Origin of the sequence: Novosphingobium sediminicola (assembly GCF_014196525.1) — a bacterium.
In the GTDB taxonomy this organism is placed as follows: Bacteria; Pseudomonadota; Alphaproteobacteria; order Sphingomonadales; family Sphingomonadaceae; genus Novosphingobium; species Novosphingobium sediminicola.
On the sequence record NZ_JACIDX010000051.1, the window covers coordinates 1 to 1,581 of the forward strand.

General features: G+C 66.1%; 1 protein-coding gene. It reads right to left on the reverse strand.

Annotated features, from left to right (window positions below; translation table 11 throughout):
• A partial coding sequence (locus GGR38_RS23925; RefSeq protein ID WP_183629516.1) for an efflux RND transporter permease subunit occupies positions 1-1,581 on the reverse strand: 1,581 nt, incomplete at both ends.

The following is a 1,581-nucleotide window of genomic DNA, read 5'->3' on the forward strand; positions in this document are numbered from 1 at the left end:
TCCTCCCTATGGCCCGCAGCCGGGGGCATGATCCGGAACCAGAGCGCATAGAGCGCGGGCAGGAAGACCAGCGTAAGCACCGTTCCGCCCAGCGTGCCGCCGATCAGCGTGATGGCCATCGAGCCCCAGAACACCGAACTGATGAGCGGCACAAAGGCCAGCACCGCCGCCAGCGCGGTCAGGATCACCGGGCGCGAGCGCTGGACGGTCGCCTCGACCACCGAGTCATAGGGGCTCATGCCCGCGTTCTGATTGTCGCGGATCTGGCCGATCAGGATCAGCGTGTTGCGCATCAAAATGCCCGCCAGAGCGATAAGGCCAAGGATCGCGTTGAAGCCAAAAGGCGTGCCGGTGATGAGCAAGGTGGGCACCACCCCGATCACGCCCAAAGGCGCGGTCAGCAGCACGATCCACATGGCCGAGAGGCTGCGCACCTGAAGGATAATGACGATCATCATCAACACGATCATGATTGGGAAGATCGGCGCCAGCGCGGCATTGGCCTTGGCCGCCTCCTCAATCGAACCGGCCATGTCGATGCGGTACCCGGCGGGCAGGCTCTTGATGATCGGCTGCAGCTTGGCCAGCATCGCGGTGGAGACATCGGGGGGCTGAAGCCCGTCGGCAATGTCGCCGCGCACGGTGATGGTGGGCACGCGGTCGCGGCGTTGCAGGATCGGGTCCTCCATGCGCACCTCGATCTTGCCGATCTGGCTGACGGGGATGCGCTCGCCATGGGCGCCAACCAGCGTGTAATCGCCAATGCGGGCCGGATCGAGCCTTTCGCCGCCCGCCGAACGCGCCACGACATCAACCGTGCGGATATCCTCACGCGCCTGGCTGACCGTCACGCCGGTCAGCAGGAATTGCAACTGGTTCGCCACATCGCCCGAGGTCAGGCCAAGCGCCTGCAACCGATCCTGATCCAGCACGAAATGCAGCGCGGGGACGCGTTCGCCCCAATCGGCATTGACCGTGCGCATCATCGGATCGGCCTGCATCACCGCCTGCACCTGCGCGGCAATGCTGCGCACCGTGGCCAGATCGGGTCCGTTGACGCGGAACGCGACGGGGAAAGGCGATGGCGGACCAAACACCAATTGCGTCGCTCGCACCCGCGCAGCCGGGGCCAGACCATTGGCCGCCGCCTGCCGCAGGCGCAGTTTCAGGGCGTCGCGGTCGGCTTCCTTGGCCGTGCGCACGATGATCTTGGCGAAAGAGGGATCGGGCAATTCGGGCGAGAGCGGGACATAGAAGCGCGGCGCGCCCTGCCCAACATAGGTCGTGACGATACGCGATTCCGGTTGCTTGCGCAGCCAGGTCTCCACCTGCCGCGCGGCCTCGCTCGTCTGGCCGATCGCGGTGCCCTTGGGCATCTGCACCTCGACCAGCAATTCGGGACGGTCGGAGGTGGGGAAGAACTGCTTCTTCACCGGCCCCATGCCCACGCCCGCCACCAGAAACGCCCCGAAGGTCGCCCCGGCCACCAGCTTCTTGCGCCGCACCGCCCATGCGATGATACCCCGCACTTGGTTGTAGCGCGGCGTTTGATAGATGGCGGCGTGGCCACCCTCGACCGGC